This is a genomic window from Candidatus Neomarinimicrobiota bacterium, assembly GCA_021157965.1.
GTDB lineage: Bacteria > Fidelibacterota > Fidelibacteria > Fidelibacterales > Fidelibacteraceae > Fidelibacter.
The window spans coordinates 1-26,834 of the sequence record JAGGVO010000020.1 but is presented as its reverse complement, the minus strand read 5'-3'; the positions used below and the strand labels follow the sequence as shown (position 1 = coordinate 26,834).

Sequence of the window (26,834 nt, the reverse complement as noted above, 5' to 3'; positions counted from 1 at the left end):
TTCGGAGGTGGAATAATCCATGAGGAATTTCCGGGTGGATTTTTTCATTGGAATCCTTCTTTTTAATGTAATTAATTTAACTATTTGCAGGAAGAATTAAAAGAGTTCAGAATGCTGAGTCGGCAGTCGGCAGTCGGCAGTCATCAGTTGTCAGTCATCAGTCGACAGGATTGGTCAACTCGTCACGCGTCACTTTCTTGCAATTCCCAAAAAAACGTTCTATTTTCCCACGCTTACGGAAAGCCACCTTAGCTCAGCTGGTAGAGCACCGCTTTCGTAAAGCGGTTGTCGCCGGTTCGAGTCCGGCAGGTGGCTCAAATGCAAAAAAGGCGCCGGATCCGGCGCCTTTTTTTTGTGTGTATGGTTCTGTCAGAGGATATATGTTTCTTTTCCGGCAACAGGGATGATGTGTTATCGACATACCACTCAGCCGTCTGCTGTTCTCTGCCGTTTATGAGAAGTTGCTTAACTGATTGCCGCAGAATATAGGATTCCCCGAAAAAAAATAAAATGAAAAAGTTTGGTTTTTTATTACGCATGAAACAGGGCCAGGAATATGGCGGAAATGAGCGGAATGGAGAAATTGTCATTCACCCGCTGCAAAAGGGCTTCACAAATGGATGTAAGCACCACAACCGCGAAAACCTTCCAGAGCACCAGATGTGGATACCCGATGATAAAAATCAGCACACCGGTGAGAATAAAAGCACCGGTTCCCATAAGGGTGTGGTTGTAGATCCACCGGATTTTGCCCCAGCGTTTTCCCACCAGCGCTGCCGAAGCATCGCTGATGGACAGGAGCAGACAGGCCGGAACGGAATAATCGGGCTTGAAATACCAGAGGACCAGCCAAAATGAGACAAATTGCCAGGATGCACCGGTCAGTTTATAGCCCAATTCTTCCGATTCCCGCATGGAATGTCCCGCCAGCCATTTGAATATTTTCTGAAAGAACGGAATCCAGCGCCTTCCTACATCCAGACAGATAAAGGGAATGGAAAATCCCCCTAAAATAAGGAGTGTCATCTGCCGGGATGTGAATCCGAACCACTCGGGCATAAAATAAACTCCAAAGGGAATCACTCCCGAAAGCACATGAAGAACTTTACGGTCTGTTTCTGTTTTCATCATAGGTGTTTACCGGTTGTGTTTTTCTTCAGGGAGCTGACTCACGGTGAGAACGATGCCCCGGGGTTCCTTGAGCACCGTCCCCCCTTCGATGGACTGGGACAAAACGGTGAATGCCAGCAGGTCATCCCGCTCCACAAAGCGGACATCACTCACTTCCAGCCCGGCACTTTCGATTTTTCTTATGGCGGCAAACTGACTCATCCCCACCACATCGGGGACTGTCCAGGATTTGAGTCCCAAACTGGCATAAAGTACCACAGGTGTCCCCCGGGTCACGTAAACGCCCGGATCCAAGGACTGGTCATATATTACACCGCGGGGACTGTTGGAATAATCCCAAAGCACCGTATCCAGTTCCATCTGATATTCCCGGAGAATAATTTCGGCTCCCCGGAGGGTTTTGCCGATGAGGTTTGGAAAGGGAATCTCCTTTTCGACGGTAGAGATATCCAGATAAACCCGTCTGCCCAGGCGGACTTTAGAGCCCGGCCGGGGGCGTTGACTCAGGACGGTGAAGGGTTCCAGATCGCTGCTGGGTTTGGATTCTCCACGCATGGGGATAAAGCCTTCCCGTCGCAGCAGGGAGGCGGCACGGTCCCAGGGCATGTAGCGGACATCCAGGAGAATGCGCGTATCCCGCCGGCTTACGATGAAAGGCATCAGCACATAATCAAAAATAAGATAAGCCGCAAAGCTTACACACCCTAATACCACGAAAAAGAGAATGATTCGTTTAATGAATCCCATGCATCCTTCCGTAATTATTCGGAAATTTACATTCTTTTCACCCGTCCTGCAAAAGAACCTTCACAATCATAACGGTGAGGATAAGTCCTGAGAACAGGTAAGGCGGCATCTTTCCAGTGCTCCGGCGCATTGGCCGGCGGATCCCCCCAGGAAAATTCAGAATGTTTTTCAAGAAAAGTCTGAAGCACCTCCACATTTTCCGCCTCATCAAATGTACAGGTGCTGTAAATAATGTTTCCACCCGGTGGAACGGCCCGGCTTACATTCTCCAAAATTTCAAGCTGGAGTCCCCGAAGGTTTTCCAGATCCTCCGCTTTGCGCCGCCACCGCAAATCGCTCCGTTTCCGGATTACCCCGAACCCGCTGCAGGGAGCATCCACCAGAAAGAGGGGTGCCGGCGGAAAAGCATGGGTCCGGGCATCTGCTTCTTCCAGGGTATAACGGGTAAAATGCAGACGCCGGAGTGTTTCGTCAACCTGTCTCAGGCGCCGTCCATCCACATCATAGGCAAAAATTTTTCCATCCGGAAGGGTCTTTTTCAACAGGGCGGCGGTTTTCCCTCCGGGTGCACTGCACACATCACAGGCCCGGTGAATCCCCCCTTCCGGAAAAAAATATTCGGGCAAAACCGATGAAACATCCTGGATGGTCACTTTCCCGGAAGTAAAGATTTCATGTTCCATGAGGGACTGAACCGAGCGGACCGTAAAAAAATCCTCCCGATCCGGATGGACACCAATCCAGATATCCAGGTTTATCAGGGCTTCAATCACCGTATCCCGGGCGCTGTCAACCATCAGTCGCACCATACGAACCGGCGGTTGATTCAATTTGAACAGGAGATATTCCAGCTCATCACCAAACTGCCGTTGCCACCGTTCCACCAGCCAGTCCGGAAAGCTGTGACGAATACCGGGAGAAATGGAGAGGTCCTCCAGAAAGGTTTTATATCCCCCCGAATCCCGGAAACGGATGAGCTGCCGGAGGATGGCATTGACAAACTTCTTCTGATATCCGGCCAGGGAGACAAGGGAGTGCACGGTCCCGTGATCCCGGGTTCCCTCCATGTGAAAAATCTCCGCAGCTCCCATGAGCAAAAGGATTCGAGTCTGAAGGGGTGGTTTTTTAGGGGATTTTAAAAATCGAGCAATCAATGCATCGGACTGGCGTTGCCACTGGATGGTCTGATGAACAAGGGCATCGCGAAACCGGCGGGACTGAGGATCTAAAGGATGTCCGTATTTTTGCAACAGGTGATCAATATAGGCTTTGCCGGTGAACCAGTGCCGGAGAATTGACACGGCGTCTTTCCGACTGTCATTGGGTTCCATCGACGGTCCTGTAAGAAGTGATATCCCATCCGTTGAGAAAATCCGCCACGGTCATGGCCCGTTTCCCTTCCGGCTGAATCTCCTCCGGAAAAATCAGTCCGTCCCCACAATGGATGGCAAAAGCCTGTTTACCGGTCTTTTCCAGGGTTCCGGGACGGGTATCGGGCACCGGTTCAAAACGCGCTTTGAAAATTTTGATGAGGGTCCCCCTGAGAAAGAATCGGGCACCGGGGACAGGCGCAAAGGCACGAATAGTATTGATAAGCATCCGGCCGGGGCGGGTAAAATCAAGAATAGCCTCTTCCGGATGGATTTTCGGTGCCGGCGTGGCTTTGGAATTGTCCTGGGGGATGGGCCTGAACCCGTGAGATTCAAGTCCGTCCAGGGTTTCCAAAAGACATTCAGCCGCCAGCATTTTCAGGCGGTTGTAGAGGGTACCGGTTGTATCTTGAGGATGGATGGGGATACGCTTTTGGAGGAGCACACCGCCGGTATCCACCTTATCCTCAATTTGAAAGGTCGTAATGCCCGTTTCGGTTTCTCCCTGCAGAATTGCCCGGTGAATGGGTGCGGCCCCCCGGAATTTGGGAAGTAACGAGGCATGGGCATTGACCGCCCCATAGGGAGGAATGGCATAGAGCTCCCGTGGGAGGATGCGGAACGCCACCACAACCAGAATATCCGGCTGATAATCACGGATTGTCCGGAGAAATTCCGGATCTTTCAGATTCATAGGCTGGAGAATAGGCAGATCGAGTTCCAGCGCCCGTTTTTTCACAGGTGATGGCAAAAGTTTCCGTCCCCGCCCCCGGGGTTTATCAGGGACCGTAACCACTGCAGAAACCTGATGGCAGGATTCCACAAGCTTATCCAGAGAGGGGACGGCAAAATCAGGCGTCCCCATGAAAATGATTTTCATACTGGGTGTTTTTTTTCCGGGTTAAAAATTAAATCTGAAGGGATGCCAGTTCAGAGAGCTTTTTTTTGATGAACATTTTCCGTACGGGACTGATACGATCCGTAAAGAAAATGCCGTTGAGGTGATCATATTCATGTTGCATCACCCGGGCAGGGAAACCGGTAAAGGTTTCCTCGTGAGTTTTCAGGTTCAGATCCTGCCAACGAAGGCGGATTGTAAGGGCGCGGGGTACATTCTCCCGGATGCCGGGTATGGAAAGACAGCCTTCTTCCTGGATGTCGGTCTCTTCGGACATTTCAAGAATTTCGGGATTCAGAAAGACGGAGTCACCCCGTTCATCCTCAAAGGCTGCCGCTCCTACGACGAAAATGGCACGGCTTTCCCCCACCTGATTGGCTGAAAGGCCAATCCCGTCATCGTCATACATGGTCAGCACCATATCCTGAGTAAACCGGCGAATGGCATCCGTCATCTTATTCACAGGCGCGGTTTTCTTCCGGAGTACCGGCGCACCGTAGGTAAAAATTTTCAATCTTTCAGGGGTGTATTGGGTCATGACTATTTTTTCATGGCCTGTACGGGTTCAATTTTGGAAGCGATGGCATTTTTCCGGACTTCCAGTTTTACATCCTTGCCCACTTTAATCACCACGGTGCTTTCATCTTTCAGGGAATCGATTTCACCGATAAGTCCGCCAATGGTGACAACTTTGTCCCGGGGCTGGAGAGAACTGAGCATTTTCTGGGTTTCTTTCTGTTTTTTTGCCTGGGGACGAATCATAAAAAACCATATCACTACCATGATAAGGATAAAGGGAAAAAGGGTTACCAGAGCATTTGGTTGTTGTCCCTGGGCGGCCTGTGCAAAAAGATTTAATAACATTTTTTTTCTCCTGTTTTGACGGATATTAATGATAATGGGGAATCAAATCAAGAATTCTACGAATGGTGGAGAGTTTAAGAGGGGTGACTGTCGAGTGGCGTGTGACGCATGTTGCTTCATTCCCCCGGACAGAAGTTTGGAGTTTTTCCTTTTCTCCATTCTTCTTACCCTCTTAAACCCTTAAATTTCATTATGGCTATAAAACCTGAATTACTGTCCCCTGCAGGGGATTTGGAGACGGCTTTGGCTGCGTTTGAAAGCGGCGCCGATGCAGTCTATGGGGGACTCTCCCGCTTCAATGCCCGGGAGCGTACCCAAAATTTTACAGAGGCTGATTTTGCCAGGCTGATAGCTTATGCCCGGATGCACGGCAAAAAGGTTTACCTAACCCTGAATACACTGGTCATGGATCGTGAGCTGCCGGATGTGGCTGATTTTCTCAGCCTCATGTCCGGGCTCCGCCCCCATGCGGTAATTGTCCAGGATTTCGGCATTTTGCGCCTTATACGGGAGCATTTCCCCGAACTGCCCATTCATGCCTCCACTCAGATGGCAGTCCACAATTCCGCCGGTGTCAATTTCCTGGCGGAAAAGGGTATCAGCCGGGTGATTCTGGAACGGCAGGTAACGCTGGAGGAGCTGAAGCTGATTCAAAGCCGTTCTGCCCTTGAGCTGGAAGTCTTTATACATGGCGCCCTCTGCTGCAGTCTGTCCGGCGTGTGCCTTTTCTCCTCCTGGATGGGTGGCTGGAGCGGGAATCGGGGCAAGTGCAAACAACCCTGCCGACGGCGCTATTTTGCACCGGATGGGAACGGCTTTTTCTTTTCCACCAAAGATTTATACACCCTGGATCTGATTCCCCAATTGAAACGACTGGGGATTGCCTCCCTGAAAATTGAGGGACGTCTTCGGAAAGCCGATTATGTGCGACCCGTTGTGGAGGCCTACCGCCTGATGCTGGATACTCCCGAAGGTGAGGAACAAGATGTGCTCAAAAAAGCCCGGGGTATTCTAAACCGGGCCTCGGGCAGGGAGTGGTCATTCGGATTTTTCACCAAAAAAGCCATGAAATCGGTTATAAACCACAATTCCATGGGAAGTCAGGGACAGTGGGTCGGAGACGTGACATCCGTCCGGCCAAACGGGTTCCTGATGAAGTCATCCCAGCGGATTTTCCTGGGGGATAAGCTCCGGGTTCAACCGACATCGGGAGAAAAGGGTCCCTCCTTTATCGTAACCCTTATGCGTAAAGACAACACCCCGGTGCGAAGAAGCGAAAAAAACACCCGTCTTTTCATCCACTGTGACAAGGAGATTCCCGAAGGGGGCAAGGTCTTCCGCATCGGGAGTCCCGTTAAATATCCCCGGATAAATGTGGATAAAATCCCGGAAATCCGCCATTGGATCCGCCTGGAGGTTCGGATTCATCATGACGGATTTCATGCCCTGGTAACGGATCCTCCTCTCCCCCGCCCTATCACCATTCCCGGCGATGTACAGGAAGCAAAAAAGCATCCCGTCACCCGACAGGATGTGGAAACCGAATTGCAGAAACTGAGGGTGGACGGAATCGGCCTGCTGAATCTCACGGTAATTCCGGAGGGGGACTTTTTCATTCAGAATAAAACATTCCGAGCCATGCGGCAGGCCCTGGCCGGCAGGCTCAATGAATCCCTGACGGCGTATCAGTCCCAAAATAAAAACAATCTTCCCGAATTCACACGCAGACCGTTGAAAAATATAAAATCAGCCCCTGTAACCAGTGTGTATTATGGCCGGGGACAGCAACATGAGGATGGCGTATGGGTTATCCGGGATCTTGATGATCCGGCACCGGCCCATGAACGATTGTTGCCGCTTTTCTGTCCGGAAACGCGCCTGCATGAACTGAGAAAATCCATCGAAAAGGCAATCCAATCGGGAACCCGGACATTTCGGGTAAGTTCGCTCTATGGCTTTGAATTGCTGAAAAAATTTTCCGAAGTACACATTCATGGAGGATTTTCCCTGCCGGTGGCCAATTCCATGGCTTTCCGGGAACTGACGGACTGGGGAGCGGAAAAAATCCTCCTCTGGCCGGAGTTGGACCGTTCCGGATTTGAATCCATCCTGTCAAACTGGAGGGATAAGGCAGAGATTCTGACGGAAGGTCGCCTGCCCATCCTCATGTCCCGGGGAGGCATCCCGGTTGAAGGTGATATCCGGGACAGCCGGGGCGGTGCTTTTACGGTGGTAAAAACGGACACACTCACCTGGCTCTATCCAGAAAAAGGAATTTCCATCAAACCCTTCCCAGGGGTTCATCAGTTTAAAATTTTCTCAGGAGATAAAACCATATCCGGTACAGACTGGAACCTGAACCGGGAATGGAAGTAATCTTCCTTAAAAATTCATCTTTCAGCAGGACAATTTATTCACTTTTCAGATGATATTTTTTGGTCAGATAAGTCCAGATATCCCGGTCTGTCCGGAGAGTAAAACGGGCAACATCCTCCTCATGGGACTGGCTTAAAATCAGGGTATGTTCATGAAGGGCCGCAATGATTTCCCCTGCTTTGTGGGGAATGACCACCGTCCTGATGACGGTATTTTCATCCATGCGGGACTGGATTTTTTCAATAAGTCGTGAGAGTCCGATGGACTCTTTTGCTGAAATCCACACAGCGTCGGGGTATTCCCGTTTCACAAGTGTCACATTCATGGTATCCGGAACAATATCTGCCTTGTTGAAGACAGTGAGGAAGCGTTTTTCGGGGATTTCAAAATCCTTCAGCACCCGGTCGACGGTGGTCAGATGGCGGCGAAAATCGGGGTCGGATATGTCCACTAATTTGATGAGGAGATCGGCGGATTCGGCTTCCTTCAGGGTACTCCGGAAAGAGGCCACAAGCTGGTGAGGAAGTTTCTGAATGAATCCCACCGTATCACTCAGGTACACATCCCGACCGTTGGGCAGGGTCATTTTCCGCACGGTTGTATCCAGGGTTTTAAAAAGCTGATCTTCCACTTCCACTCCGGCTTCGGTGAGAGCATTCATAAGGGTGGATTTTCCGGCATTGGTATATCCCACCAGGGCCACATTAAAAAAATCATGGCGAAATTTCCGCTGTGTGTTCCGTTGCAGGGCAATTTTTTCCAGCTCCTTTTTTAATTTTTTAATCTGATCCCTGAGTAAACGGCGGTCAATTTCGATTTGTGTTTCACCTGGCCCCCGCCGTGCACCACCGATACCGCCGGCCTGACGTTCCAGGTGAGTCCATTGACGGATAAGACGTGGCAACATGTATTCAGCCCTGGCCAGTGCCACCTGGGTCTTGGCTTCCCGGGTCCGGGCGTGCTGCTGAAAAATATCCAGAATCAATGCGCTTCGGTCCAGAATTTTCAGTCCGCCCCCCAGTATTTTCCGAATCGCTTTAGCCTGACCGGGATCCAGCTCATCATCAAAGATAACCGTTTCCACACCCAGTTCTTCACAAATGTTTTTCAGGGTCCGGAGTTTTCCTTTGCCCAGGTAGTGGATGGAATGGAGGGTGGGACGGGGCTGAATGAGAGTATCCACTACTTCGCCACCGGCAGTTTCCGTCAGTCTGGAAAGTTCCTGCAGGGACCGCTCGGTCTTTTCACCGTCACCGGGGAGTTCCACCGCCACCAGGAGGACTTTCTCCTTTCCGCTCCGGATGTTTGTATCAGTCATGCTTTTTTATATTACCTCGTTTTTTCATATTCAGCATCATCAAAAAGAGTTCACCCCCCCAGCATAGAGCCGTGAGTAAAAAGAAAAGGGGCGTGAGGGACCGGCCCTTGAGGGATTCACGAAAGGAACGAATTTCATCGGTCTGTGCCGGGATAACCTGAAATCCGGGGAGTGGAGTCTCCAGAACGTTGCCTGTCGTTTCACTTTCCGGCCAGTTCACGGCGAAATAGTTTCGGCTGCCGTTGCTGATCCGGGTATAGATGCCGGGAATATCGGTCCCGGCGTAAGGTTCAAGGACCTTCACCCGGCGTCCGTCGGGACGGATGATTTCATCCCCGGCCTGGTGAATGGGGATGGGTTCACCGACCAACACATCCCGATGAGTCACCCCCATAAAGTAAAAGAGAAGCGTCTTCAAAGCCCGGGTAAAGAGAGGATGAGTTCCCATCCGGTTGTCCGCCAGCCGGAAAGGGGATGTTTGGATGTAGATATTACTCTCCCTGGGAGAATATAATAATGGATTCCCGTCGTTCAAACGCAGGATGGGTTGAAGGGGCGTATCCGATCGGATGGTAAAATACCGGAAGATGGAAAATCCCGGGAGCTCTGTAAAGAGCGGATCTCCCTGTTCAGCCTTCTCCGTGATTCGGAACTGCCCCTCGGGAAGTCTTTGCTCCCGGGCATCCTGAATGGTAAGAATCTCTTTCCAGGAGGCATCAGGCCGGCGGTCCATCACAATCCAGACCGGTCTGTTTTGGGCAAAGCGACGGATACGGGCCATCTGGGCAGCAGAAAGAGGATGGAGACCGTCTAAAATGAGCAAATCCCGGTTTTCCAGGGGACTTCCGGGAAAGAGGTCCGGCGTAACCGCTTCCACATCCACGGTCATCAGAGCTTCCAGAGCGGGAAGAAGGTAGGAATCCTCTCCTTGCACCAGGAGGATGGATATTTTCTCGCCGGCATTGAGGGAAAAATAGCGCTGATTGAAGGGGTGGTCCGATCCCTCGGTTTTCACCATCCCGTGATAATGTCCGGGCGATTCGGCCAGGAAGGAAAATTCCACGTATCCTGACTCATCGGAGCGGGTCTGAGCGATGCGTTTTCCATTGACGGTGAGATAGGCCAGGGGATGACGGTTCCCGTGGAGAGTCAGGACGGCGCGGACAGGGATAAAATCGCCGGCAGGAAAATAGCGGGCAGGTATATCCAGGGACTGAATCCATGGCTTTTCCCGATAGGGATTTAAGGCAATAATCACCGGATCATCCACAATATCCCGAAGAGTATTCAAAAAAACGGGCATAGCCTCATTGGCCTGGAGATCGGTAAGGAAGAGGATGTGTTCCGGAGGACGTTTGCGCTGGAGTTTTCGCATGAAGGTTTGAGGGGACATCTCCTCATGGACCCGGAGCGTATCCCAGCCGGGAAATTCGGATTGGAGGGTGGTACTCATGGTTTCAAAATCTCTGTGGAAACGGGCACTGGGAGAACTATCCACGAGGATGAGTCCTTCACCGGGCCCGCCCGGACGCCATCCACCGGCAAAAGGTCCCGCCAGAGCCAAAACCAGAAACATAATGCCCAGAGTTCGGAGGATGAGAATAATCCACTGCCGCAACCGGATTTTCCGAAGGGAATCGGTCTCAATTTGCTTTAAAAGACGGATTGAACTGAAATAGACCTTTTCGTACCGCCGTTCACCCAGGAGATGTATGAGAATCGGTATGCCCGCCGCCGCCAGGAGGATCAGGATACCGGGCCAGAGAAATGACATAGTCCCTCGTGTTTTATGGAATAAGTTAGGAAGAACGGAGCAGAATTGAGAATGGATAATTGAGAAGGGAGTCAACAGTCGGCAGTCAACAGTCGGCAGTCAACAGGCGACAGTCGGCAGTTCCCAGGCCTGCCCGCTCATCCACGCAAACACACCAGCCGCGAAGCGACGCTAACTACCGACTGACGACTATCAACTCTATCGGATAATGATCCGACACTCCGCCATAGATGCGGCGGTTTTTGATAAAGGGTTCGGGGAAGCCGAATTCATCCTGCATGGCAGGGGGACGGAGAACGCGGGGAGAACGGGGCAGGATGCGGGGCGTACCCCGGAGGAATTCGGGACCGGCCAGAAAGTGATCCAATTGCTGTTTCCGGCATTGATATACATAGGTCCAGACATCAGGACCTTCTAAGAGCAAGGGGTAGAACTGATCCAGCATGCGGACCGGTTCGGCATGGGCCGGTGCGTTCAAATCCCCCATAAGGAGTATTTTCCGTCCGGGGTAATAATGCCGCAGATGAGTTATGAGCTGCCGTGAACAGGCCAGACGATCCGGCAGGGAACGCCGGGCTCCTCCACGCCGGGAGGGATAGTGAAGCACACAGATGATAAAAGCCTCTCCCCCGCCCCGTCTGAAACGGAATTCCCCTAAAAGCGCTTCCCGGGTTGGACGCCCGGAGGGTAAACGGAATATGAAAAAATCCTCCTGAAGACACTCCAGAAGATCCTGCCGGTACAAAAGGGCACAATCAATACCCCGGCGATCCGGTCCGTCCCGGTGGATAATCCCCCAACACTCCGGCCGGGCAAAAATCCCAACCAGATCTTCCAGAACCTGCCGGTTCTCAATCTCGGCCAACCCCAAAAGGACCGGCTTCACATCCTCCAGGATTTCCCCGATCTGTTCCAGCTTGTACCGGTAAACCCGCTCATTCCAGCCCGGATAACTCCCCGGCAGAAATTCCTCATCATCCGTCGCCGCATTATCCTTTGTATCAAAACAATTCTCCACATTCCAAAATACAACAGGATAACCCTCATCTGCCACCGAACAGGCAACTACAAAAAGCAACGCACATACAGATAAAATAATATTACACTAAATAATTTAAGTGTTTAGAGGGTTTTATGCAATTATTTCTTTTAATTCATTCAGGTGATCCAGAAAATAATGGGGACCTGCATCCATCAGTTTTCGGCGCTCAGAATAACCCCAGGTTGCGGCCACGGCGATATTTCCCGTGGTTTTGGCAGTTTTTATATCGACGGGACTGTCCCCCACATGGCAGAGAAGTCCATCCGGGCCGGTTTTCTCCCGGACATACCGGATGACATCCGGATGTGGTTTTTTTACCGCCAGGGTATTCCCTCCCACCACAACGGCAAAATAATCCTCCAGGCCGAAATATTGCAAAATTTTCCGTGTCATGCTTTCGGCTTTGTTGGTGATAAGGACCTGTATTTTTCCGGAAAAATGGTCCAGAATCTCGCGGGCGCCGGTGTAAAGCCGGGTTTCAACGGTGCAATGGGCCTGATAGAGGGTTTTGTAGCGGCTGAGGGTGTGTCCATAAAGCTTTTCAAAGTCCTTTTCCGCCTTCATGTATGCCAGCGAGGTCTTTAAAGCCCGTTCCACCATGGGCGGAATACCGTTTCCCACAAAGGTTTTCATCTGTCCGGCTGTTACATGGGGAAGACCGGCTTCATCCAGGGTTTTGTTCATGGACAGGGTTATATCGGGAATGGAATCCACCAGGGTCCCGTCCAGGTCGTAACTGATAATCAACGGTTCAATCACAGCCTTTTTTCTCCTTTTCGCGGCATTCACAGCAAATCCCGTAAATCTGCATCACATGAGATATGGGATAAAATTTATAGTTATGGCAGATAGTATTTTGCCGGAGTTCGATGATATGATCGTTGAATTCAATCACTTTACCGCAGCGCAGGCACTTCATGTGGTCGTGGTGTGGCTGTCCCAGTTTAAATTCATACACGCAGCGACCTTCGCCGAAATCCATCTTCCGGATAAGGTGTTTATCCACGAGCATCTCGAGTGTCCGGTAGATGGTGGCTCGGCTTACACCGGCATTTTGCTTTTTCAGAATCAGATAGAGGGTTTCGGCGTCAATATGCCCCCGGTGTTCGTACATGATTTCAATAATCAGTTTCCGCTGCCGGGTAATTTTAATCCTTTCTTTATGAAGCCTTTGGAGAATCTCGTTCAGGATTTCAGGATTCATCTTACACCCCCTTTGGGAACCGGATCATTCCGGCAGTTGGAGGAATTTCGCGGCAATTGTTTTCACCACCCCGCCCTGAAAAGCCACGCGAAAGGCAGGCTGAGAACTGGGGACGGAAGCCAGGACCTTACCCCGGCCATAGACTTTATGGATTACCGCATCGCCTACACGGATTCTCCGGGAGGATGCCAGGGGCAGGACCGCCGGATTACCGGCTGCTTTTTTGCGGGAAGGCGTCCGTCCGGCTTTGCGTTTCGGTGGAGAGGATACAGCATCGAAAGTACTTTCAATCTCCCTTTCCCCCAGTCCAAAAAGGAATGTATCGCGGGATTTTTGTTTTTCAAACCCGGTTTTTTCCAGACAATCCGGGGGGATTTCTTTTGTAAAGGGACTCGCTTTGGAGGGTAACCACCGGCCGTAGCGAAGACGGCGACGGACACAGGTGAGAATACATCGTTTCATGGCCCGGGTGATGCCCACATAAAAGAGCCGGCGCTCTTCTTCCAGTTCCTCTTCCTTCTCCTTGGCCCGTTCCAGGGGAAAGAGTCCATCTTCCAGGCCGGAGATGAAAACCACGGGAAATTCGAGTCCCTTGGCGCTGTGAAGTGTCATAAGCACCACGGCATCGGCCGCATCTTCCCACTGATCCACATCGGTGAGGAGAGAAGCCTCCTGGAGAAAATCCTCCAGGGTGGCGCCCTCATTGTTCTGTTCAAACTCACCGGCACTGTTGACAAATTCTTCCAGGTTTTCTAAGCGGTCTTCATTTTCTTTATTCTTATCGTCGGTTTCGTATTGACTTTGATAGCCTGTATACCGGAGAACCTCTTTCACGGTATCGGTGAGGGTCAGGGTTTCCAGGCGGGACCGGAGGCGGGTCATCATGTTCAGAAAGGTTTTGACGCGAGCTTGGGCTGCAGAGCCAAGTCCGGCTTCTTCTGGATACTGAAGAGATTCCCAAAGGGTTCGATTGGTATTTTCGGCAAAATCCTCCAGTCGTTCCAGGCTGGTTTTTCCGATCCCCCGGGCGGGATTATTGATGATGCGTTTCAGATTCACACCGTCACTGGGATTCACCAGGACTCTGAGATAAGCCATGATGTCCTTGATTTCTTTCCGATCGTAAAAACGGGTGCCGCCTACGATCATGTAGCGAATCTGGCGGTTCAGCAAAGCTTCTTCCAGTTGCCTGGACTGGGCATTGGTCCGGTAGAGGATGGCGTGGTCGCGGTACCGGAAGCCCCGGAAGTGATTTTCCCGGATGGTATTGGCGATATATGCCGCTTCGTCATGGTCCGTTTCAGCCTGATGGAGGATAATTTTCTCCCCCTTCTCCGATTCGGTCCAGAGTGTTTTGTCTTTCCGGTTCCGGTTTTTTTTCACCACAGCCGAAGCAGCTTTGAGAATGGTGGCAGTGGAACGGTAATTCTGTTCCAGCTTGATGACGGTGGGATTGGGAAAGGTCTCTTCAAAATCCAGGATGTTGCGGATATCGGCGCCGCGCCAGCCGTAAATGGACTGATCATCATCCCCCACCACGCAGATGTTGTGATGTTTTTCACTGAGGGCTTTGAGAAAGAGAAACTGGACCCGGTTGGTATCCTGATATTCATCGACAAGGATGTAATCATAGCGGTACTGCATAAGGGTGAGTACCTCGGGGAACTTCTCAAAAATCAAAAGTGGCATAATGAGGAGGTCGTCAAAATCCATGGCGTTGTTTGCCTTGAGTTGTTGCTGATAAGCCTTGTAAACAGCCACTTTTTTTTCTGCCAGAAAATCGCTCCGCAACACATTCAGAGCCTGATCCGGGAGAATCATCTGCTGTTTGCAGTCGCTGATAAAGTATTTCATGCCGTTGGCAGTAAGGGAGACGGCGTTAATGGCCATGTTATGCATCAAATCCCGGATGAGTCGGAGGGAATCGGTAGTATCATAGATAGTAAAGTCCCGGGTATATCCCAGGCGGTGAGCCTCTTTCCGGAGGAAACGGGCATTGATGCTGTGAAAGGTCCCCATGGTCACCCGGGCAGCTTCCGGTCCCAGCATACTGATCAGGCGCTCCCGCATTTCTCCGGCGGCTTTGTTGGTAAAGGTCACGGCCAGAATCCGTTCGGGGACGGTTTTTTGCTGTTCTAAAAGGTAGGCAATTTTCCGGACAAGGACGCGGGTCTTACCGCTGCCGGCACCGGCGAAGATGAGGAGGGGGCCGTCTGTCGTAAGGACGGCTTCACGCTGGCGGGGATTGAGGTTATCCAGAAGGTGTGTCATGGTGAGAGGACCTTTTCACGTTGCTGTTGGCGGTAAATTTCCCGGCGGACCTGTTGAAAAGCAGCTTTGGCTCTCAGGTGCTCACGGTGGGTACGGGAGAAAACATGGGATCCATCTCCCCGGGCGACAAAATAGAGATAATTCGTGGTATCCGGGAAAACAGCCGCCAAAATGGCATCCCGTCCCGGACTGTTCACCGGTCCGGGGGGGAGTCCGCGATAAAGATAGGTATTATAGGGGGAATCGATTTCCAGATGACGTTGGTGCAGGCGGATTTTGGGTCCGGGCACGATGTACTGGATGGTGGGATCAGCCTGGAGTTTCATGCCCCGTTTGATACGGTTATAGTAAACCGAAGCAATGACGGGCATTTCGTCGTGGATCATGGCTTCGCCCTGGATAATGGAGGCCAGGGTGATGATTTCCTCTACGGTTTGGCCCTTTTGCCGAATCACCTGCCGGAGGGAATCATCCACTTCAATGAGGAACTGGCGGATAAGGCGACTGATGATTTCCCGCGGTGTGGCATTTTCATAAAAGTCGTAGGTTTCGGGGAAAAGGAGCCCTTCCATGGAAGTGACATCAAAGGGGAGATTAAAGAGAGTGGCGCTATCCTTATAGGCTAAAAAATCCTCTTGGGAAAAGGAAAAATGTCTGCTGAGGAGTGCGGCGGTTTCTTCAAATTCAAATCCTTCGGGGATAGTTACCCGGATCTGGAGGGGTTGGGCTGCCGAGAGAAAATTCACCAGCTTCCCGTAGGTGAGTCCGCCTGGAACCCGGTAGGCTCCGGCCTGGAGTTCATTTGTTTTCCCTTTAAGGCGGGCGCTCCAGTAAAAACGGCGACGGGATTCAATGAGTCCCCGCTGTATCAGGGAATCGGCAATTTGTGTAAAAGGCGCGCCCCGGGGGATGCGAAGGGTTATCAGTGTGTCGGGTACCATGGGATTGGCTTCTTTGGCAGGAATGCGCAAAAGAAAAATACCGGCCATGACAGCACAGAGAATCAGTATAAAAAACCGACGTGACGAGAAATTTTCCCTGATTTTGGGCTTTAGGGGGCTGAAACGCCTGAGCATTGAAATAACCCGTTTTTTAAAGGGATTAATACCGGTAATGATCGGGCTTATACGGTCCTTCGACCGGTATGCCGATATATTCCGCCTGTTTTTCCGTAAGTTTGGTGAGTTTCACACCCAGCTTTTTCAAATGGAGCCGGGCGACTTTTTCATCCAAAACTTTCGGCAGGCGGTAGACTTTTTTCTCATGGTCTTTGGACCAGAGATCGATCTGTGCCAAAACCTGATTGCTGAAGGAGTTACTCATGACAAAGGACGGGTGTCCGGTAGCATTGCCCAGGTTCACCAGACGGCCTTCGGAGAGGAGGATGATGGAGTGCCCGTCGTCAAAGCGAATCTGATCCACCTGGGGTTTGACGTTGATTTTTGTTGTATCGGGGCGATTTAACACCGCATCCACCTGAATTTCATTATCAAAATGGCCGATATTGCAGACGATGGCCATATCCTTCATGGCAGCCATGTGATCAGCTGTAATCACGTCGCAATTGCCGGTGGCGGTGACGAAAATGTCGGGGGCATCCTCTTTGATGGCCTCTTCCACGGTTTTGATTTCGTAGCCTTCCATGACGGCCTGAAGAGCACAGATGGGGTCAATTTCGGAAATAATCACCCGGGCGCCGAAGCCTTTCATGGATTGTGCACAGCCCTTGCCCACATCTCCGTACCCGCAAATCATGACGGTCTTGCCGGCCACCATGACATCCGTTGCCCGTTTGATGCCGTCCGCCAGGGATTCGCGGCAACCGTAAAGGTTGTCAAACTTGGATTTGGTGACGGAGTCGTTCACATTGATGGCGGGAAACAGGAGTTTGCCCTGCTCCATGTATTGATAAAGGCGGTGGACACCGGTGGTGGTTTCTTCACTCACTCCCCGAATCTCTTCCGCCACCCGGTGCCAGCGTTTGGGACAGGCTTCCATATCCTGAAGAATCAGCCGATGCATGATTTGGAGTTCTTTGTTCTTCGCGGTGATTTCCGGTAATGTACCGGTTTCGGCGTATTCCTTTTCCAGTCTGACTCCTTCGTGAACAAAGAGGGTGGCATCGCCGCCGTCATCCACAATCATGTGAGGCCCTTTATCTCCGTGGAGAAGGGCCATACGTGTACACCACCAGTATTCTTCCAGGGTCTCTCCTTTCCATGCGAAGACGGGAATGCCTGCATCGGCAATGGCGGCAGCGGCATGGTCCTGTGTGGAAAAAATATTGCAGCTGGCCCAACGAATATCGGCCCCCAGCTCTTTGAGGGTTTCAATGAGAACAGCCGTCTGTATGGTCATGTGGAGGCTTCCCGTAATCCGGGCGCCTTTCAGGGGTTTTTTGTGACTGTATTCTTCCCGGATGGCCATGAGTCCGGGCATTTCTTTCTCGGCAAATTCAATCTCCTTGCGACCGAAGGGCGCCAGAGAGATGTCGGCTACTTTGTATTTCATCTGCTTCCTGTTTTTTTATACGCGGTTAAAATCATCCTCATAACGGATGATGTCATCTTCTCCAAAATAGTCCCCGACCTGGACTTCAATAAAAACGGCTTTGTTGTTTCCTGTATTTTTAATCCGGTGTTTGTTTCCGGCGGGGATATAAATATGGTCCCCGGCTTTGTAGGGCTTACCTTCGTCGTTGTTCACTACATTCACATCGCCCCGGGTGATCACCCAGTGCTCACTGCGGCGTCTGTGGCTCTGGAGGGAGAGACGCTTGCCGGGCAGGACGGTGATGCGTTTCACTTTGTAATCGGGTTCATCCAACAAAACTTCAAACATGCCCCAGGGGCGTTCTTCGGTGTAATTCATGCCTTTCTCCTTTTTAAGGTCTGGTCATATACCAGGAGGTGACGGCAAAGACATTCACAATAGACAGGATGGCGCTGAAGGTTCCCAGTACATCCGTTACCTGTTTCATAAACTTGGGAGGAATCATGATGGTATCGCCGGGACGGATGACAGGCAGGATGGATTTGTCGCCGGTTTCGATATATTTTTCGATATCCACCGTTACCAGGATCTTTTCTCCTTCGAAAGTCCGTTCATTCCGGAGGACGCGGACATTGGTGAGTCTGGCCATGTTGGTAGGGCCTCCTGCATAGGAAATAATGCCGATGATATCACTGGTAAGGGGGACATCATAGATCCCCGGACGGACCACCTCGCCCCAGATTTTCACGGGATAGAGAAGTTCCGTCTGATCCTGACGCCCCAGGTTATAGCCGCTGGAGGTCATGGACCCCACATTTTGAGCGCTGAGGATTCCCGCAAGAAGCGTAAAAAGTACGAGTGTGATTCCACATTTTTTCATTATGTTCATTCCTTTACCTGAAAGGTTATCCATGGACTTTCACTGCCTTCGATTTCAAAGCCTGCCGGATCCTGGCGTCCGATGGCATCCACTTTCCAGCGGTAGGTGTAGTTCGGCGAAAGGACCGGTTCCGCGGCTTTGCCATCTGTGTTAAAGGTCACCGACTGGCCATGCCCTGTATAATCAAAGCGGGGAATACCATAAAACCACACGGTCTGCCGGGTTGTGATATTTTCAAGGCGAATATAATAATAATTGATGGAATATTGAAAGTCATTGGGAAATTTCCAGCTGAATTCAGGCTTCACCGGTGCTTTTTCCGAAAGATTGGGTTCACAATTCCCGGGAGAGGGGGTAAGGTTATAGCGGACGGTATCGGAGGGGTCGCTTTTATTTTCAGAAACATCCAAAGCCCGGATATAATAATAGTAGAGAGTGCCGAATTCAATATCCGTATCCACATATTCGGTATCGGAGAGGGCGGGATTGAAGGAATAAGTATAGACTGTATCCACAGCGACATAGTCCAGTTCGCCTGTCTCGCTGGTATCGGGTGCCCGGTAGATGATATAGCCTTCCAGCTCGGGGTCAGGGTTCCGGTACCATTCCAGGTAGATACCGGCCACCTTGTCGTCGGCGTCGATACCGCTTTCTTCATACTCCCAGGGAAGGGATTTGGGCACCATGAAGGGCCTTTGAGGCGGATTGGGGTCTTCCACATCCTCGCAGCCAAAGACGGAAAAGAGCAAAAATCCCAAGAGGAGAATTTTCAACAGTTTCGCTCTCATTTGGCATCCTCCCGGGTCAGAGTTAAGGAAACTTTATGTCCCACATCCAGGGGATGGTCCTGAAAGGCATAATCCACAATGAGGTGGTATTTACCGATGGGGAAACGCACACCGGCGCCGGCATTCATACTCAGGTCGTCCTTCCCCAGCCGGAAAGCCAGCACATCCATGATCTCCCACTCCACACCCCAACGGAAAGCGGGGTTATCGAGCCATACATTCTGCACCATCAGACGCAAATCGGAATAGAGAAAACGGACCGGCTGATCCAGTGCAGCACCCCAAAGTACCCGCATCCTGGCCTGATCCACGTGTCCCGTCGTCCAGTAGATACCGGTGGAATAGACATTCTGGGCTGTTACGCCGAAAATAATCTCCCCCATATTTCGGATATAAAAAATCTCATTGCCGGGGATAATAAAACGGAGTCCCGCATCGGCACCGATTCCCCGGGCTGATTCGCCGTAGAGGGATTTATTCAGAATCTTCACCGAGATACCCACAGGATTTTCGATAAAAAACTCGTCGTACTGCCAGCCCATATCGATACGGTGGCGGATGTGGCGGCTCAGGGTAAAGGTGAGCAAATCCTCCCGGCTGTCGAAGGTGTGGTAGGTCCCGGCCTGAGTGCGGACAAAGTCCCGCCGTTCCAGGGTGGTCATGGAGCTCAGATCCGGATGTTCTTCGATGGCATTCACACCCGCCCGGTTCCAGAGGATGGACCAGTGCCAGTGATCGCCGTAGCGGTTTTTATAGCCCAGGGCATACTGAAAGCCGAGGCCGAAAAGGGCATTATACTGGAGATATGTTTCCATCTTTTGCCCGTAGGAGAGTCCGGCAGGATTCATCGGCACAGCCCGGATACCCGTCAGTTGGGTCACGCCGATATGTCCCGTTCCCATGGAAGCGGCGGGATAAGCGGCAATCATGAAAGCATCACCGTATTTGCCGGCCTGAAGGACTGTAGCGGTGATAAGGAGTATATACAAAATTCGTTTTTTCATTTCAGTTTCACCACCTTTCCCCGGGCGGAAAAGCGTTCGGCGGAAATAATGCCGTGAATGCGGTAAAAATAGACTCCGTTTGCCACAAATTCATCGTCTTTGTCCCGGCCGTACCAGGGAACCTCATGATAACCCACATCATTGAGGGGCAAATCGGTTTCGGCATTGAAGCGGTCGATACGGAGAATTCGCCGGCCGGAGAGGGTGTAAATATCGATAAAAACCTCATCAAACTGTGAGGTAAGTTCATAAATGATATGGGTCCGGGCGCCGAAGGGATTTGGAAAGCAGCCGTAATCAATAATCCGGGCTGAGCCGGCAGTGAAGAGTTCATATTCCGGCGAGCGGGTTTCGTTGCCCATGCCGTCCATAGCCCGGACTGCCAGGGTATGGGTCTTGTCCGGGGTGAAATCGGGACTGAAATTGAGTCCCAACCGCCGCCCGGAAGGATCCAGAACCCACTTCACGGCACCGGCCGTCAGTTTTTCCCCGTCCAGCCAGACGCCCCAGGTAAGGGGATCGGGATGGACCATTTTTTCATCGGTGATAATGGCGGAAAAGCGGGCTCCGCCGGACACATAGGAACCGGGAAGAATCTCCCGGGAATTGACGGTGATTTCGATGTCGGGCCCCCGGATATCCAGGGGACAGACCCGGAGAAGGTAGCCGGACATGGTGCCGCGGTAGCCATTTTCCACGGGAATCAGGGACAAAAGCCGTCCGGATTCAGGATTATAGACTGCCGGAATCCGGGTGGTATCGGTACCGCCGGGACAAGTAACAGTATAGGTCACATTCGGCGACTCAAAATCCAGAAAAAGGGCCTGAAGGGTATCCATCTCCGCCCCGGCACCGGAGAGATCAAAAAGGGTATCCACAGAGGTGATACCGGCAACAACGGGACCGTTTTCAACGGAAAGGTTTATTTTCCGAAACCAGGGATGGCCAGGGGAGAACCCTTGAGGATAAGCGGAAAACCCCTGCTCATCTGCCTTCAGCCAGTAGTTGACCAGTGTATCGCTCCATACATTGTCGGTGGAATCTGTCTCCCGGTAATCCAGTGGATAAATCTCAAGAGTGGCAGTCATCTCTCCGTAGGGCAGGACCCAGTCCGGGATATAATTTTCCACTCCTTTGATAAGATGCAGGGTATCGGTCTGGGCAGCTTGTTCAAAGATAGTGCATTGAGCCCGGACGGAAATTTCATCATCCACAGTGGAACCCAGGGACAGGCTGAGTCCGGCAGCGGTGGGCGTAACGCTGTATATGGCCAGATTGGCTCCGGGGAGGGGTTTAAGGGTAAAGGATTCGGAGCGCGTCTCCTGTCCGGGTCCATCCACAACACGGATGGTAAAAGTTTTACCGGCGGGGGAATCCCAGAGAAGGGGCCGGGATTCATAAATATCATTGCCTTTAGCCGTTAACAACTCTTCACTCCCTTCCTGCCAGCGGATCAGCACACTATCCACACCCTGGGAATCGAGGACCTTTACCTGCACGGCTACCTTTCCACCGATTTCGGGCGGGCCGGCGACAAAAACGGGATTATAAATCACGGAGGCACCAAAGCTGAGGGGGGCATGACCGGCACGGTATGTTCCCTCTGTTTCATTCCAGTAGAAAACGGTCACATCGCCTTTTTCGGCGTGAATGGTATCGGGGAGGGTAATGGTGAGTTGCGATCCCGAGGCCGGTTTAAGGGGACGATTTTGCATGATGGGATGTTTGGTATCCCGGCTGCCCCGAAAAGTCAGATCCAGGGTGGCGGAAGGAGCAGAAAAGCCGGGAATTTCCAAGGTTATGGATTCACCGGGGGCTGCGTCGGGGGGTGTAATTTTCAGAGTGTTTTTGGCATCCTCAAAAGGCAGAAGGATAGAGGGGTCACCCAGGATATTGTACTGATAAAAGCCGGTTTTGGTGTGAGTTGCCCAGCCGGTGGTGGACACATACTGGAGTTTTCCCCGCTGCACCGCCCGGCCGAAGGAAACACCTTCCTCAAAAAGATACCGGTAAATGGCCTGAAGCATGAGATAGTCATTCACAACCCATCCCAGACCGGAAGAGCCCAGAAAACCCACCGAGCCACCGGGCAGACGGGTGAGTCCCTCCCCCAGGCCCCGTTCGGTTTCAAAAGCCGCCGTAAAGCAGGTGAAAGAGGTGATTATACAGGGTTTTTCAATGTTTTCCAGTCCTTCCACATCATCCAGGGTAAAAAGGCTCCTATCCGCCCAGACAGCTCCACCGCCGTGCCCCCGGAAATTGACGAGGGGGCGTCCTGCATTGATAAAGTCGGAAAGGGTGGCTGTGGTGCCGTAAAAAGGACCGGTTTCGGCACCGGGATTGATGTAAAGGCGGTCAATCTGTACCCCGTCGGGTATTTGCCGGCTGATAATCGTTTCGGTCTGCTGTTTGAATTCATCCTCATAGCCGGCAATCATGACAATGCGGTTGAGCCAACTGTCCACCACGGGTTTTTCGTGCCAGACCCGGAGTTTGGCCAATGCGTTGGCCAGTTGCTCCGTTTCCCGGACGGGCAGGCGACCGATGATGATTTCCTGGTAGAGGTCTTCGTCCACATCGCCGTACCAGGCATCCGTAATACTGGATCCCCACTTGTAGGTTTGAAAAAACTGTGTGGGAATAAACATCCCTTCTTTTTTCGTGGCCCGGCCGGTAGAACCGGCATCCCCTACGAGAAGAGCATAGCAGGGACGGATGCTCCAGGTATCCCAGGCCTCTTTCAGATAGTCCCGGATGGCGTAGGGCGTTCGGTTGCCCCAGGCATAGCGATCGTAAAGGCGGGTCACATCCACCACAACCGGAGTAAATCCCCGTTCGGTCTGTAAATTGATAAAATCTTCCAGATCCTCCAGGAAATCCGGATGGGTGATGATGATATAATCCCCTTCGGCACCGGTAAAGGTATCTTCGGCCGGATCACGGTAAATCACCGTATCGGCGGGGACCAGTCCTTCGGGTCCCACGGCGGTGTAAACCTCCCGGCCGGTGAGGGATTCATCCTGAAAGAGCACAGAATACCCCCGGTATTTGGCATCGTAATAGACCACATAGTCCCGGAGCCAGAAGCGGTCGTTTTTCAGAATCATCACATCGGGTGTTGAAAAGCCGTTGAGTTCATAAAGGTACTCACCGGGGCCGGTTTCCACGGGAGTTTGAAAACGGAGCTTATCGCCGGAAGCCCGGAAATAGCGTTCATATTCGATTTCAGCCCAATCCAGAAGGACCATATCGTAGAGCCTGTCGATGGTGGGATCGCCGGACATCACCACGGTCAGTTGATTATCCCCGTTGCGCAGGTGGCCGTGGGAAAAATTCTGTCCCTCGCTGGAAACAATTTTTTCTTTCTGTCCCTCCCAGCTATCCACGGCCAGAAAGCGGTTGTTGAGGAGGACGGTGAGTTCATGCCGCGGAGCACCGTAGGTAATTCCCTGAAATTTCAGGCGGACCTTTACCTGACGTTCGGAATTCTGTTTGGGATGATCAAGCTGAATAAGAAAGGTATCGGAGGTTCCGGCAATGATTCGATTGCTAAAAAACCAGTGGTCCGAGACTTCGGACATTTCATCCTGATGTACCTTGGAGAGTTTTTCCCAGTATTCGGCCCGTTCCAGGTGTGTGATGCCGGTAAAACTTTCGGGGTGATAGTCGGCATTCCCCGTAACTTCCCCCGATTCCTCGGTGAAGCGGAGTCCCTTCGCCCGGTTCCAGGTAAGTTGGAGCACATCGTAGGGACTGTGAGGATTGTGGCGATACGTCCCGTATGGATTGGCCAGGGAATCGAGCCAGACCAGAATCTGATCATCGGAGGCCAGGCGTTCCGGCGAGCGGGAGATAACCCGGGCAGGCTGTTCTTCACCATGATGAAAAACCTGAATCCTGTCCGGACGGATATTGCGGATATCCACCCCGGCATCGGAGAGCATCCAGCCGTCAATGCGGACCATGCCCGGTTTGGAAACCCGCACATTGGCAAAGGGTCCGTTGATAAGGGGATTCTGTGATTTTTTCAGCACCGGGCGGGAGCGGCGGACTTTTTCGGTGTAAGGTGCCAGCTCTCCCGATCCGTCGGTAAGAGTAAGGGTCAGGCGCTTGATCTGCCGGGCGGTAGTGGCTGAGACGGGGATGAGGGGATAAACGGTAAGGGAAAAGCCGCCGCCGGGGATGGGTTTTATTTCCCAGGGATTTTTTATGTTTTTTTTAGGATTATTTTCCGTTATCTCCCGTTCGGCACCGGTAGCCTTTTCCCGGACGGGGATGAATGGTGTTTCGAGGGTGAGTTTTTTTTCTTCGGGAATTTCCGTTTGGATGGAAATGCTGTGGGGATTGCCGTGAAAGAGAAAGACAGCCGCCGGAACCCAGTAACCGTTCACATCGAGGGTGGTGGTCCGGGAATCGCTTGCCAAGTCCTCTTGGTTACCTTCCCAGGAAAGGGTAATCCGTCCTTGTTCCTCCAGGAGCTGAAAGCCGGTTCCAAAAGCCAGGAAAGGAAGGATGAGGAGAATAAAAATCTGTAAAATGCGGTGTTTAAACATTGCGCCCCGACAGGTATTTGATGAGATCTGTCCGGAGGGCCGGTTCATCGAGTCCCCGTTTCAGAATGCCCCGAAAGGCAGTGGAAATTTTTCCCGTCTCTTCGGACACAACAATCACAAAGGCTTCGCTTTCTTCCGAGAGTCCAAGGGCTGCCAGATGGCGGGTGCCGATGGTGGGATCCACATCGGTGTTTTCACTCAGGGGCAGGATGCATTTAGCGGCAATGACCTGGTCCTGGTAAACAATGATGGCTCCGTCGTGAAGGGGCGAATCGGTATTGAAAATGGATAAAATGAGCTGTGTGGAAAGGGTTCCGTTGATGGACACGCCTTTTTCCACGATGGTTTTGAGTCCCAAATCCCGGAGGACCACAATAAGCGCTCCTATTTTCCGTCGCTGGAGTTCCATGACGCTGTGGATAAGTTCCTCCGTGAGGTCATAGGTTTCAGGCGAAAAGAGCCGCCGGACCAGGGGATTTTGTCCCACAATGAGGAGAATACGCCGGAGTTCGGGCTGAAAAACGATGACAAAAAAGATAAGCCAGGCTGTTTGGAGGCTGCCCAAAATCCAGGAAAGGGCCTGAAGGTTAAGAAGGCGGGCAAAGGACCCGAGGAGGATGAGGATAATGAGTCCCACTACCATCTGCTTGGCCCGGGAATCCCGGAAAAAGGTATAAATCACGTAAATGAGTCCCGTCACCAGGAGAATATCGATAATATCCAGGAGGGTAACTGTGAGATATCCGATGTGGAACAAATCAATCATGGTTGTCTCGTTTTATGGCATCCACTATGCGCAGGGCCTGAACAGTTTCTTTTACATCATGGACCCGCACAATGGCGGCGCCGTTCAATACGGAAATTACGGCGGCGGCCAGGGAACCGCCAAGGCGATTCGTCACATGAGAGCCGTCAATTTTGCCGATAAAGGATTTTCGGGATGTACCGATCAGAATGGGAACTTTCAGGCATGCCAGTTCGCCCAGGCGCCGGAGAATCTCCAGGTTGTGCTCCAGGGTCTTCCCGAAACCGATGCCGGGATCCACCACCAGATTCTCCCGGGGGAGTCCGGCCTTTTCGGCAATTTTTATGCTTTCCGCCAGCCAATCCGAAATTTCGCCCATAAGGTCATCATATAAGGGGTTTTTCTGCATGGTCCGGGGGGTGCCTTTGATGTGCATGAGGATGACCCCGGCCCGGTAATTTGCAGCAATGCGGGCCAAATCCGGGGATTGATGAAAGCCGAAAATATCGTTGATGATGTGAGCGCCGGCTTTCAGAGCTGCCTCAGCCACAGCGGGTTTGGTGGTATCCACGGATATAAGGGATACAGTCCCGGCCAAAAATTCTACCACAGGAATCACACGGTCAAGTTCTTCGGCTTCAGAGACAGCTTCGGCGCCGGGACGGGTGGATTCACCGCCGATATCGACAATATCCGCTCCCTCTCTGACCATCTCTTCCGCACGTTTCAGGGCCTGATCCCGGGAGAAATAGGTCCCGCCGTCGCTGAAGGAGTCCGGCGTGAGGTTCAGAATGCCCATGACGGCCGTCTTTTCGGAGAGATCCAGGGACTGTCCGCGGGCCAAATGGAGGTGAGTATTGGAGGGCGTAAAAAGAAGCCTTTCCAGCTCTTTCCCCATTTGGGAAAGACCGAAAGGCTGAATCTGTAAATTTTTTGTCAGGCGCCGGAATTGCTCTTCCGTGGCCATGATGACGGCATGGGTTTTGTCCACCTTGTGGGTAATGCTGTGTTCGTGAAGGGCACACTCTGCCCCGATGGACAAACACTCCTGTTTCAGAATATTGGCGGCCACAGGCTTCAAATCCCGGATAAGCACCGACCGAAAAGTTCCCCGGGGCAACATGATGCGGATACCGGCGGGATGGACGCCGATGCGACGGAGAAGGGGTTTGAGAGATGTTGGGGTTAGTTCACGCACTTTTCTTTGTTCCCTCCGGACTGAAGTTCGGGGTTGGCTTTTCTTTGTTCCCCCCGGACTGAAGTCCGGGGTTGGCTTTGTTCCCCCGGACTGAAGTTCGGGGTTGGCTTTGTTCCCCCGGACTGAAGTCCGGGGTTGGCTTTGTTCCCCCGGACTGAAGTCCGGGGTTGGCTTTGTT

23 protein-coding genes and 1 tRNA gene are annotated in these 26,834 nt (G+C 51.9%); 2 read left to right on the top strand and 22 right to left on the bottom strand.

Annotated features, from left to right (window positions below; all coding sequences use genetic code 11):
* Positions 1-242 precede the first annotated feature (242 nt).
* Positions 243-315: transfer RNA gene (locus J7K63_02705), tRNA-Thr, on the top strand.
* 216 nt (positions 316-531) lie between these two features.
* Here the strand turns inward: J7K63_02705 and J7K63_02700 are convergent.
* Genes J7K63_02700 through yajC form a run of 6 tightly spaced genes read right to left on the bottom strand, consistent with a single transcriptional unit; the run spans position 532 to position 5,010 of the window.
* Entirely contained in the window at positions 532-1,131 is a 600-nt protein-coding gene (locus J7K63_02700; protein ID MCD6233936.1) for a hypothetical protein, read from the bottom strand.
* 6 nt (positions 1,132-1,137) lie between these two features.
* Positions 1,138-1,878, bottom strand: coding sequence for a PASTA domain-containing protein (locus J7K63_02695; protein MCD6233935.1), 741 nt, complete (start codon positions 1,876-1,878; stop codon positions 1,138-1,140).
* A gap of 26 nt (positions 1,879-1,904) precedes the next feature.
* Positions 1,905-3,209, bottom strand: coding sequence for a hypothetical protein (locus J7K63_02690; protein MCD6233934.1), 1,305 nt, complete (start codon positions 3,207-3,209; stop codon positions 1,905-1,907).
* Positions 3,196-4,128, bottom strand: a complete 933-nt coding sequence (gene fmt / locus J7K63_02685; protein ID MCD6233933.1) for a methionyl-tRNA formyltransferase — start codon at positions 4,126-4,128, stop codon at positions 3,196-3,198. The genes J7K63_02690 and fmt overlap by 14 nt, the downstream gene beginning before the upstream one ends.
* A gap of 28 nt (positions 4,129-4,156) precedes the next feature.
* Complete coding sequence (gene def / locus J7K63_02680; protein ID MCD6233932.1) at positions 4,157-4,684, bottom strand: peptide deformylase; 528 nt, start codon at positions 4,682-4,684, stop codon at positions 4,157-4,159.
* A 2-nt stretch (positions 4,685-4,686) separates the two neighbouring features.
* Positions 4,687-5,010, bottom strand: a complete 324-nt coding sequence (gene yajC, locus J7K63_02675; GenBank protein MCD6233931.1) for a preprotein translocase subunit YajC — start codon at positions 5,008-5,010, stop codon at positions 4,687-4,689.
* A gap of 243 nt (positions 5,011-5,253) precedes the next feature.
* On the opposite strand from yajC, the gene J7K63_02670 reads away from it, so the two are divergent.
* Positions 5,254-7,386 (top strand): U32 family peptidase, encoded by a 2,133-nt coding sequence (locus J7K63_02670; GenBank protein MCD6233930.1) that lies wholly within the window; start codon positions 5,254-5,256, stop codon positions 7,384-7,386.
* 34 nt (positions 7,387-7,420) lie between these two features.
* On the opposite strand, the gene hflX is transcribed toward J7K63_02670, so the two are convergent.
* From hflX to J7K63_02590, 16 genes are all read right to left on the bottom strand, one after another.
* Positions 7,421-8,704, bottom strand: coding sequence for a GTPase HflX (hflX, locus tag J7K63_02665; GenBank protein ID MCD6233929.1), 1,284 nt, complete (start codon positions 8,702-8,704; stop codon positions 7,421-7,423).
* A complete protein-coding gene (locus J7K63_02660; protein ID MCD6233928.1) occupies positions 8,697-10,478 on the bottom strand; it encodes a BatA domain-containing protein in 1,782 nt (593 codons plus the stop codon). The genes hflX and J7K63_02660 overlap by 8 nt, the downstream gene beginning before the upstream one ends.
* Before the next feature lie 175 nt (positions 10,479-10,653).
* Complete coding sequence (locus tag J7K63_02655; GenBank protein MCD6233927.1) at positions 10,654-11,556, bottom strand: endonuclease/exonuclease/phosphatase family protein; 903 nt, start codon at positions 11,554-11,556, stop codon at positions 10,654-10,656.
* Positions 11,557-11,610: 54 nt separating this feature from the next.
* A complete protein-coding gene (locus tag J7K63_02650; protein MCD6233926.1) occupies positions 11,611-12,279 on the bottom strand; it encodes an HAD-IA family hydrolase in 669 nt (222 codons plus the stop codon).
* A complete protein-coding gene (locus tag J7K63_02645; protein ID MCD6233925.1) occupies positions 12,272-12,724 on the bottom strand; it encodes a transcriptional repressor in 453 nt (150 codons plus the stop codon). Before J7K63_02645 ends, J7K63_02650 begins: the two co-directional genes overlap by 8 nt.
* Positions 12,725-12,748: 24 nt before the next feature.
* Positions 12,749-14,995: a UvrD-helicase domain-containing protein gene (locus tag J7K63_02640; GenBank protein ID MCD6233924.1), complete on the bottom strand. Its 2,247-nt coding sequence runs from the start codon at positions 14,993-14,995 to the stop codon at positions 12,749-12,751.
* Positions 14,992-15,984, bottom strand: a complete 993-nt coding sequence (gene mltG / locus J7K63_02635; GenBank protein ID MCD6233923.1) for an endolytic transglycosylase MltG — start codon at positions 15,982-15,984, stop codon at positions 14,992-14,994. The genes J7K63_02640 and mltG overlap by 4 nt, the downstream gene beginning before the upstream one ends.
* 112 nt (positions 15,985-16,096) lie before the next feature.
* Positions 16,097-17,506 (bottom strand): adenosylhomocysteinase, encoded by a 1,410-nt coding sequence (locus J7K63_02630; GenBank protein MCD6233922.1) that lies wholly within the window; start codon positions 17,504-17,506, stop codon positions 16,097-16,099.
* Between the two features lie 15 nt (positions 17,507-17,521).
* Positions 17,522-17,866 (bottom strand): phosphomannose isomerase type II C-terminal cupin domain, encoded by a 345-nt coding sequence (locus J7K63_02625; protein MCD6233921.1) that lies wholly within the window; start codon positions 17,864-17,866, stop codon positions 17,522-17,524.
* Between the two features lie 13 nt (positions 17,867-17,879).
* Positions 17,880-18,368 (bottom strand): SLBB domain-containing protein, encoded by a 489-nt coding sequence (locus J7K63_02620; protein MCD6233920.1) that lies wholly within the window; start codon positions 18,366-18,368, stop codon positions 17,880-17,882.
* Between the two features lie 5 nt (positions 18,369-18,373).
* A complete protein-coding gene (locus J7K63_02615) occupies positions 18,374-19,156 on the bottom strand; it encodes a hypothetical protein (protein MCD6233919.1) in 783 nt (260 codons plus the stop codon).
* Complete coding sequence (locus J7K63_02610; protein ID MCD6233918.1) at positions 19,153-20,160, bottom strand: hypothetical protein; 1,008 nt, start codon at positions 20,158-20,160, stop codon at positions 19,153-19,155. The genes J7K63_02615 and J7K63_02610 overlap by 4 nt, the downstream gene beginning before the upstream one ends.
* Complete coding sequence (locus tag J7K63_02605) at positions 20,157-24,713, bottom strand: hypothetical protein (GenBank protein ID MCD6233917.1); 4,557 nt, start codon at positions 24,711-24,713, stop codon at positions 20,157-20,159. Before J7K63_02605 ends, J7K63_02610 begins: the two co-directional genes overlap by 4 nt.
* Positions 24,706-25,479, bottom strand: coding sequence for a diadenylate cyclase CdaA (cdaA, locus tag J7K63_02600; GenBank protein ID MCD6233916.1), 774 nt, complete (start codon positions 25,477-25,479; stop codon positions 24,706-24,708). The genes J7K63_02605 and cdaA overlap by 8 nt, the downstream gene beginning before the upstream one ends.
* On the bottom strand, positions 25,472-26,581 hold the full coding sequence (gene folP / locus J7K63_02595) for a dihydropteroate synthase (protein MCD6233915.1): 1,110 nt from the start codon (positions 26,579-26,581) through the stop codon (positions 25,472-25,474). The genes cdaA and folP overlap by 8 nt, the downstream gene beginning before the upstream one ends.
* Positions 26,582-26,648: 67 nt before the next feature.
* The coding region (locus J7K63_02590) for a hypothetical protein (GenBank protein ID MCD6233914.1) at positions 26,649-26,834 on the bottom strand (186 nt) is incomplete at its 5' end.

Bases quoted from the DNA above. Each gene is read 5' to 3' on its own strand.
- yajC (MCD6233931.1), bottom strand. From the start codon at position 5,010: ATGTTATTAAATCTTTTTGCACAGGCCGCCCAGGGACAACAACCAAAT.
- J7K63_02695 (MCD6233935.1), bottom strand. From the start codon at position 1,878: ATGGGATTCATTAAACGAATCATTCTCTTTTTCGTGGTATTAGGGTGT.
- hflX (MCD6233929.1), bottom strand. From the start codon at position 8,704: ATGACTGATACAAACATCCGGAGCGGAAAGGAGAAAGTCCTCCTGGTG.
- J7K63_02605 (MCD6233917.1), bottom strand. From the start codon at position 24,713: ATGTTTAAACACCGCATTTTACAGATTTTTATTCTCCTCATCCTTCCT.
- J7K63_02610 (MCD6233918.1), bottom strand. From the start codon at position 20,160: ATGAAAAAACGAATTTTGTATATACTCCTTATCACCGCTACAGTCCTT.
- J7K63_02620 (MCD6233920.1), bottom strand. From the start codon at position 18,368: ATGAAAAAATGTGGAATCACACTCGTACTTTTTACGCTTCTTGCGGGA.
- J7K63_02630 (MCD6233922.1), bottom strand. From the start codon at position 17,506: ATGAAATACAAAGTAGCCGACATCTCTCTGGCGCCCTTCGGTCGCAAG.
- mltG (MCD6233923.1), bottom strand. From the start codon at position 15,984: ATGGCCGGTATTTTTCTTTTGCGCATTCCTGCCAAAGAAGCCAATCCC.
- fmt (MCD6233933.1), bottom strand. From the start codon at position 4,128: ATGAAAATCATTTTCATGGGGACGCCTGATTTTGCCGTCCCCTCTCTG.
- J7K63_02625 (MCD6233921.1), bottom strand. From the start codon at position 17,866: ATGAATTACACCGAAGAACGCCCCTGGGGCATGTTTGAAGTTTTGTTG.
- J7K63_02690 (MCD6233934.1), bottom strand. From the start codon at position 3,209: ATGGAACCCAATGACAGTCGGAAAGACGCCGTGTCAATTCTCCGGCAC.
- J7K63_02660 (MCD6233928.1), bottom strand. From the start codon at position 10,478: ATGTCATTTCTCTGGCCCGGTATCCTGATCCTCCTGGCGGCGGCGGGC.
- J7K63_02645 (MCD6233925.1), bottom strand. From the start codon at position 12,724: ATGAATCCTGAAATCCTGAACGAGATTCTCCAAAGGCTTCATAAAGAA.
- def (MCD6233932.1), bottom strand. From the start codon at position 4,684: ATGACCCAATACACCCCTGAAAGATTGAAAATTTTTACCTACGGTGCG.
- J7K63_02700 (MCD6233936.1), bottom strand. From the start codon at position 1,131: ATGATGAAAACAGAAACAGACCGTAAAGTTCTTCATGTGCTTTCGGGA.
- J7K63_02615 (MCD6233919.1), bottom strand. From the start codon at position 19,156: ATGAGAGCGAAACTGTTGAAAATTCTCCTCTTGGGATTTTTGCTCTTT.
- J7K63_02640 (MCD6233924.1), bottom strand. From the start codon at position 14,995: ATGACACACCTTCTGGATAACCTCAATCCCCGCCAGCGTGAAGCCGTC.
- folP (MCD6233915.1), bottom strand. From the start codon at position 26,581: ATGTTGCCCCGGGGAACTTTTCGGTCGGTGCTTATCCGGGATTTGAAG.
- cdaA (MCD6233916.1), bottom strand. From the start codon at position 25,479: ATGATTGATTTGTTCCACATCGGATATCTCACAGTTACCCTCCTGGAT.